Origin of the sequence: Burkholderia sp. IMCC1007 (assembly GCF_027257875.1) — a bacterium.
Taxonomy (GTDB): Bacteria; Pseudomonadota; Gammaproteobacteria; order Burkholderiales; family Burkholderiaceae; genus Burkholderia.
The window spans coordinates 93,125-100,462 of sequence record NZ_JAPVQY010000024.1; the positions used below are offsets into that span (position 1 = coordinate 93,125).

The 7,338-nt window shown below is 63.7% G+C and carries 6 protein-coding genes; 1 reads left to right on the forward strand and 5 read right to left on the reverse strand.

The window, feature by feature from the left end; genetic code table 11:
* Nucleotides 1-56 precede the first annotated feature (56 nt).
* The 5 genes from O1Q03_RS21070 to O1Q03_RS21090 form a co-directional block, all read right to left on the reverse strand.
* The gene (locus O1Q03_RS21070) at nt 57-1,058 is read right to left on the reverse strand and encodes a 3-hydroxyacyl-CoA dehydrogenase NAD-binding domain-containing protein (protein ID WP_269505860.1); all 1,002 of its coding nucleotides are present in this window, start codon (nt 1,056-1,058) and stop codon (nt 57-59) included.
* A 67-nt stretch (nt 1,059-1,125) separates the two neighbouring features.
* Nucleotides 1,126-2,103, reverse strand: coding sequence for a PDR/VanB family oxidoreductase (locus O1Q03_RS21075; protein ID WP_269505861.1), 978 nt, complete (start codon nt 2,101-2,103; stop codon nt 1,126-1,128).
* Nucleotides 2,104-2,152: 49 nt separating this feature from the next.
* Nucleotides 2,153-3,580: a gamma-aminobutyraldehyde dehydrogenase gene (locus O1Q03_RS21080; protein ID WP_269505862.1), complete on the reverse strand. Its 1,428-nt coding sequence runs from the start codon at nt 3,578-3,580 to the stop codon at nt 2,153-2,155.
* A gap of 43 nt (nt 3,581-3,623) precedes the next feature.
* Nucleotides 3,624-4,553, reverse strand: coding sequence for a 3-keto-5-aminohexanoate cleavage protein (locus O1Q03_RS21085; RefSeq protein ID WP_175839038.1), 930 nt, complete (start codon nt 4,551-4,553; stop codon nt 3,624-3,626).
* A 45-nt stretch (nt 4,554-4,598) separates the two neighbouring features.
* The gene (locus tag O1Q03_RS21090; RefSeq protein ID WP_269505863.1) at nt 4,599-5,741 is read right to left on the reverse strand and encodes an aromatic ring-hydroxylating oxygenase subunit alpha; all 1,143 of its coding nucleotides are present in this window, start codon (nt 5,739-5,741) and stop codon (nt 4,599-4,601) included.
* 294 nt (nt 5,742-6,035) lie between these two features.
* Here O1Q03_RS21090 and choX point away from each other — a divergent pair, with 294 nt between their 5' ends.
* The gene (gene choX, locus O1Q03_RS21095; RefSeq protein WP_269505864.1) at nt 6,036-6,983 is read left to right on the forward strand and encodes a choline ABC transporter substrate-binding protein; all 948 of its coding nucleotides are present in this window, start codon (nt 6,036-6,038) and stop codon (nt 6,981-6,983) included.
* Nucleotides 6,984-7,338: the final 355 nt, after the last annotated feature.

Sequence of the window (7,338 nt, forward strand, 5' to 3'; positions counted from 1 at the left end):
CTTCGCGATATCTCGCACCATGCCGGGCGTCCGGCGCCCGGTACCTTCCTGTCGACTCACCGGGCCGCGACTTTCCGGTTCCCAACCACATCGAGCGCGCGCGACGGATGCTCGGCCGCGTTGATCGCCCGGTTCGCTTCGACGATCTTCCGGTCGCGCTCGGCCGCCAGTTCGTGGAAGCTGCGGTCGTCCTCTTCCAAATGGATGCCCTCGACGAGAATCCGGATCGTCTCCGCGTCGAGCTTCGGGTTGCCGAGATCGTCCCACCAGCGATGGAACGAAGGCGCGAACCGTTCGCAGAACACGCCAATGCCATGCCCGCCGCTGCCGAGGTTGAACAGCATGTGCGGGCCCATCACCGACCAGCGCAGGCCGGGGCCCGCATGCACAGCCTTATCGACATCCTCGACGGTCGCCACACCCTCGACCACGAGATGGATCGCTTCGCGCCACAGCGCCGCCTGCAACCGGTTAGCGACGTGTCCGGGCACTTCCTTGTTCACGCGAATCGTCGTCTTGCCGCACGCAGTATAGAAATCTTCCGCCAGTTCGATCACGCCGGGTTCGGTCCGGTCGTTGGCGAGGAGTTCGACGAGCGGGATCAGGTGCGGGGGATTGAACGGGTGGCCGAGGATGAAGCGGCCCGGATTCCGCCAGCCGTTCTGCATTTCCTTCACGAGCAGGCCCGACGCGCTGGAGCAGACGATCGCACGCGGGTCGAGATGACGCTCGATCCGGCCGTAAAGGTCGTGCTTGATCTCGATGCGCTCCGGCACGCTTTCCTGGACGAACTGCGCGCGCGCGACGGCTTCCTCCGGCGTGCGCAGGAAGCGAACACGGTCCGGGTTGCCGCGTTCGGCGAGCCCGAGACGCTCGAGGCTCGGCCATGCGTGGCGCACGTAGTCGCGCACGAACGCCTCGACGTCCGGCGACGGGTCGTACACGTCGACTTCCAGCCCCGACGCGAGAAACAGCGCCGTCCAGCTCGCGCCGATCGTGCCGGCCCCGAGAATGCCGACGACGTCGATGCCGTGCGGAATGTCATGCTTGTCGCTCATTGCTCTCCACCATCCTGAATAGAAATACCGTTTGCCGGGTGCGGGTCACGCCGGCCATCCCGGCCGGTCAAAGGTCCAGCACGAGCCGGGGCGATTTCGATCGCGAGCAGCAGACCGCGATCACGTCGTTCGCGCACTTCTCGTCGTCGGTCAGTATGTGATCGCGATGCTCCGGCACGCCATCGACCACATCGGTCAGGCACGCGCCGCAGATCCCTTGTTCGCATACCGTATCGACGCGGAAGCCCGCGTGCTTCAACACCTGAAGAATGCTCTGGTCGGCCGGCACGTCGAGCTCGACGCCGGCGCGCTGCAGCACGACGCGAAACGCCGTGTTCTCCGCGCCTGCCGGCGTTGCCGCCGAGAAGCGCTCGAAATGAACCGCGCCGTCCGGCCAGTGCGCGGCTGCCCGTTCGACGGCGTTCATCAGGCCGCCGGGCCCGCAGCAATACACGTGACGCCCGGCCACCGCGTCGGCCAGCAGCGCCTTCACGTCGAGACCGTTGCGCGGATCGCCGCCGTCGAACCACAGGTTCACGCGATCGCGGAACGCCACCGTGTCGCGCAACAGCGCGACGAACGCAGCATCGCTTTCGTGACGCGCGCAGTAGTGCAATTCAAACGGCGTGCCGCACCGATGCAAGTGGTACGCCATCGACAGGATCGGCGTGATGCCGATGCCGCCCGCGATCAACAACGACGAGGTCGCCTCGGCCGCCATCGGAAAATGGTTGTACGGCCCACTGACGTGCAACGAGTCGCCGGGCGCCACTTCGTCATGCATGAATCGCGAGCCGCCGCGGCTCGTCGGGTCCTTCAGCACGGCGATCCGGTAGCTGTCGCGCACGCCGGGCGCGTCGTACAGCGAGTACTGTCGCGTGATGCCGTTGCCCAGATGCACGGCCACATGCGCGCCCGGCTCGTACGCCGGCAACTCGCCGTGGTCTTCGCGTGCAAGCTCATAGCTGCGGATGCCGTTCGCCACGTCGGCGATCGACCGCACGATCAGCGGCTGGCGCTCCAGTGTTCCAGTTTGATGTTGCATCGTGATTTCCTCTGGATGATCGATATCCGCTGTCCGAATCCCGGTCCGTCTATGCGTGTGCGATCTGCACGTGACGGACGGTCGTGTAGTTCTCGAGCGCGTAGACCGACATGTCGCTGCCATACCCGGAAGCCTTCATGCCGCCGTGTGGCATCTCGGCCGTCGCGATGCCGTGCGCATTCACCCACGTCATTCCGCACCGCAGGCGCGCCGCGATCTTCATCGCGTTGCCGACATCGCCGGTCCAGACCGACGACGCCAGGCCGTACTTGCTGTCGTTCGCGAGCCGGATCGCCTGCTCCACCCCGCTGAAGCGCGTGACGGAAACGACAGGCCCGAACACCTCGTTCTGCACGATTTCGTCATCCTGCCGTGCATGCGCGACGATCGTCGGTGCGTAGAAGAAGCCGGCGCCGTCGACCGCTCGGCCGCCGGTGACGATTTCCGTGTGATGCAATTCACGCGCACGATCGACGAAGCCCGCGACATGCCGGCGATGCCGTTCGGAAATGATCGGCCCCATCTCGGTCGCGGGATCGTTCGGGCCGCCAAGCCGGATCGACGACACGCGGTTTGCGAGATCTGCGACGAACCGGTCGTACACTGCGTCTTCGACGTAGAGTCGGCACGGCTGCGCACAGTCCTGCCCCGCATTGAAGAACGACCCGGCGCGAATCCCTGCGACCACGGCATCGAGATCGGCGTCGTTGAAGACGAGCACCGGCGCCTTTCCGCCGAGCTCCATGTGCGTATGCATCAGGTGCCGAGACGACGCCTCGAGGATCCGGCTGGCCGTCGCCGGCCCGCCGGTGAGCGACACGAGATCGAGTTGCGGATTGTCGATCAGCGCGTTGCCGGTCGTCGCGCCGCGCCCGACGACGACGTTCACGACACCCTTCGGAAAGATGGCCGTCGCCAGCTCCGCGACGCGCAACGTCGTCAGCGGCGTGAGTTCGGACGGCTTCAGGACCACTGTGCAACCGGCGGCCAGCGCGGGCGCCAGCTTCCACGCGGCCATCATCAGCGGGTAGTTCCATGGTGCGATCGAGCCGACGACACCAACCGCATCGCGGCGGATCATCGACGTGAAGCCCGCCACGTACTCGCCCGCGTTCGAGCCCGACACGCAGCGCGCCGCGCCCGCCATGAACCGGATGACGTCGACGGTCAGCGGCAGTTCGTCGGCTTTCACGGAATACAGCGGCTTGCCGCAGTTCAATGCTTCGAGCGCGGCGAACTCGTCCGCGTGTGCCTCGATTGCATCCGCCAACGCGAGCAGGCGGGACGCGCGCGTAGCCGGCGGCGTCGCGGACCACGCGGGGAACGCGGCGGCCGCCGCCGCGACGGCTGCGTCCACTTGCTCGCTCGTCGCCTCGGCGATGTGCGTGATGACGTCGCCGGTCGCCGGGTTCACGACCGGAAGCGGTTCTCCGTCGCCGTTGACCAGTTCGCCGTGGATCAGGTTCTTCGTTTGCATGACTGCTCGACCTCGTGAATGTTCACCGATAGTGCCGGCTCGATCAGAACCCGACCTGATCTTTACCCTTCAGCCCCAGACGCGCCCGCGCCTCGGCCGGCGTCGCGACGGTGAAGCCGAGCTCCTCCACGATGCGCCGGATCTTCTTCACCTGATCGGCGTTCGACGCGGCCAGTTGTCCGCGATCGATGTACAGGTTGTCCTCGAGCCCCACGCGCACGTTGCCGCCCATGACAGCCGACTGCGTCGCGAACTTCATCTGGTTGCGCCCGGCCGCCAGCACCGACCATTCGAACCCGTCGCCGAACAGGCGCTGCGCGATGCTGTGCAGATGGCTCAGGTTGTCGGTGTCCGCGCCCATACCGCCGAGGATCCCGAAGATCATCTGGATGAAAAACGGCGGCTTCAGCAGCCCCTTATCGACGAAGTACGCGAGGTTGTACAGATGCCCGAGGTCGTAGCACTCGAACTCGAAGCGCGTGCCGTGCGTTTCGCCGAGTTCGCGCAGTGTGTACTCGATGTCCTTGAACGTGTTCTTGAACACGAAGTCGCGCGTCATGTCGAGGAACGCCGGTTCCCAGTCGTGCTTCCATGTGTCGTGCTTCTGCAGCATCGGGAAGATGCCGAAGTTCAGCGACCCGCAGTTCAGTGACGCCATCTCCGGCTTCGCGACGAGCGCCGCCTCGAGGCGCTGCTCGAGCGTCATGCCGAGGCCGCCGCCCGTCGACACGTTGATGATCGCGTCGCTGTTCGCCTTGATGACCGGCAGAAACTTCATGAACACCTTCGGATCGGGCGTGGGCCGCCCCGTCTCCGGATCGCGCGCATGCAGATGGATGATCGATGCGCCGGCCTCCGCGGCGGCGATCGATTCGGCGGCGATCTGCGCGGGCGTGATCGGCAGGTGCGGCGACATCGTCGGCGTATGGATGCCGCCCGTCACCGCGCAAGTGATGATGATGCTGTTCGACATGTCAGGTCTCTCGTGAATGCGGAAGGTTCGATCGGTGTGCGGGCGTCACTTCAGCGCGGTCTGGTATGCCTGCAGCACGAGGCCGTGAAAGTGGTGCAGCGCGTGCTCACTCATCCCCGAATGCTGCGGGTCGTTCACGATTCGGCCGCTTTCGAATGCCGGCGTCGACATCCCGCGCTGCACGCTTTCGACGAGGTCGATGTCCTCCTGCTGCAGCACGTCGCGAACATAGTTGATCGCTTCGATTTCCTGAGGCGTAGGCTCCGACGATTCGAAGTAGAAGTCGTAGGTCTCGATCGTGCGATCAGGCGCCACCGGGATGATATTCAGCACCAGGAAGTTCGCGCGCCCCGGATAGCGCAGCAGGCACGTGTTGGGCCAGACCCACCACACCGCGTGGTCGTCACATGTTGCGCCTTCGACGCTGTATGCCGTGTTCTCGGCGTTGCCGCCCTTCGCCATGTGGCTCGAATAGATCCCGTGCGTCGTGACCTTGTAGGTGTCGAACTGGAGCAGGCTGACGAAATCCTTGTGCGCCGTCGGGCAGTGATAGCACTCGAGGAAGTTGTCGACCACGTTCTTCCAGTTCGATTTGATGTCAAACTGCAACCGGCGCGCAAAGGTGAGCTCGCCGACATCCGGCGCGAACCGGTCGATCTCCGCCTTCAGGTCGCCGCTTTGCGATGCGAGCGACGCGGCAGCCGGATCCATGTTGATGTAGACGAAGCCGCAGAATTCCTCGACCTGCACCTGCGACAGGCAGACCTCTTCCTTCCTAAAGTCGACCAGCGTCTCGGTCATCGGCGCATTGCGAAGCCCGCCGTCGAGGTTGTAGCTCCATGCGTGGTACGGGCACGTGATGACCCGGGTCTTGCCTTCGCCGGTCAGCAGGTGATGCGCGCGGTGCTTGCAGACGTTGTAGAACGCTCGCAGTTGTCCGCTGCGATCGCGCACGATCGCGATGCTCCTGCCCGCGACATCGGCGACGAAGTACGCACCGGGTTCGCGCACCTTCTCGACGTGACAGACCCACTGCCAGCTGCGATGGAAGACGGCCTGCATTTCGGCATCGAAATACTTCGCGTCCGTATAGCATTTCGCGTTGAGGGTGGACGATGCCGCGACGTCGTGCATCTTGAACCCTTGACCGGCGAGGTCGATATCCGTTTGCGCAAGGCATTCGCTCATGAAGCGCTCCTGAAAGGTTGAACTGGCAATTCAAGCGGGAGAGAACTGCTTTGATGCGAATCTACGCACCGTCGCATGGCGTCGCAAACGAGGAAATAAAAGCCAAATGGGCCGAAAAAACTGGGGCAACCGGAGCGGGTGCGCGACGCCCCGCATCCTGGCCGGTTCCGCTAGCTTGATGTCGCAATTCACCGGTCGCCGCCCGACGCAAGCCGCTAGGATCGGGTAATCCATCGGCTGCAATATCCGCACAACACGGCCGATTCTCGTTAGCGCTAGAACGGGGGTTCAGGCATGAGACTCAAGAACGTCTTTGTATCCGGGATGCTGGCACTCGCATTCGCGCTGCCCACCGCCGCATCCGCCGGCGACGACGCAACTTGCCGCGACGTCAGGCTCTCGAACATCGGTTGGACCGACATCACGGTGACGACGGCGGTCGCGTCGCTACTCTTCAAGAGCCTCGGTTATCGGCCGGCCACGACGATCTCGTCCGTGCCGATTTCGTTTGCAGGACTCAAGAGCAAGCAGATCGACGTGTCACTCGGCTATTGGTGGCCGATACAGGAAAGGCAGATCCAGCCGTTTCTCGACGCAAATGCGTTCGTCAAGCTCGAGCCGCCGAACCTGTCCGGCGCGAAGGAAACGCTGGCCACCGTCGACTATGCGTTTCAGGGCGGACTTCAGTCGTTCGACGACATCGCGAAGCACCGGGCCGAGCTCGACGGCAAGATCTACGGAATCGAGCCCGGCAGCAGCGCGAACGCGACGATCCAGAAGATGATCGATACGAATCAACACGGGCTTCACGGTTTCAAACTGATCGAATCGAGCGAAGCCGGAATGCTGGTGACGGTGCAACGCGCGCTGCGCGACAAGAAATGGGTTGTCTTCATCGGCTGGGCGCCGCATCCGATGAACATTCAGGTTCCCATCAAATATCTCGCCGGCGGCGACGCGGCGTTCGGCCCGAATTATGGGGAAGCGCGGGTCTTTACGCTGACCGCGACCGGATATGCACAACGCTGCCCGAATGCTGGGCGGCTTGTGTCGAACCTGCGGTTCTCGACCGACATGGAAAATCAGCTCATGCTCGACGTCATGAACAAGGTACGGCCCGAGGACGCGGCAAAGGCATATATCCATAAGCACCCGAGCGTTCTAGATGGTTGGCTCAACGGGGTCGCGAGCTTCGATGGCAAGAACGGAGTGGCCACGGTGAAGACCGCGCTCGGCCTTTAGGCGGAAAGCACCGAGACGCCCCTATCGTCGGCAACGCGCATCTGCAAGATAAGAGGCAACCCATGGCAACGAGCATGAAGGCGTTTCTCACCCATTTCGCCAGGCAACTCGCTCGCCTCGCAGCGCTTGGTGCGAGGCATCCATTAGAGCACTGGTGCGCGATGGTGGCCGACGAACGGAGAAAGGAGCTTTAGCCACCCATTGCCGTCAGGTCACCGTCACTCCAGGCTACTAGGAAGCGCTAGGGGATTTCAGCGATCGGTTCGACATGGCAGCCGAGGTCGGCCAGGCGCTTGAGCAGCCGATTGATGGTTTTCTGTGCATCGTGGTGGTCAAAGTAGTGTGCGCCGAGATC

Excerpts from the sequence above, each read along its gene's own strand:
- O1Q03_RS21085 (WP_175839038.1), bottom strand. The coding sequence starts at position 4,553 with ATGTCGAACAGCATCATCATCACTTGCGCGGTGACGGGCGGCATCCAT.
- O1Q03_RS21090 (WP_269505863.1), bottom strand. The coding sequence starts at position 5,741 with ATGAGCGAATGCCTTGCGCAAACGGATATCGACCTCGCCGGTCAAGGG.
- choX (WP_269505864.1), top strand. The coding sequence starts at position 6,036 with ATGAGACTCAAGAACGTCTTTGTATCCGGGATGCTGGCACTCGCATTC.
- O1Q03_RS21070 (WP_269505860.1), bottom strand. The coding sequence starts at position 1,058 with ATGAGCGACAAGCATGACATTCCGCACGGCATCGACGTCGTCGGCATT.
- O1Q03_RS21075 (WP_269505861.1), bottom strand. The coding sequence starts at position 2,103 with ATGCAACATCAAACTGGAACACTGGAGCGCCAGCCGCTGATCGTGCGG.
- O1Q03_RS21080 (WP_269505862.1), bottom strand. The coding sequence starts at position 3,580 with ATGCAAACGAAGAACCTGATCCACGGCGAACTGGTCAACGGCGACGGA.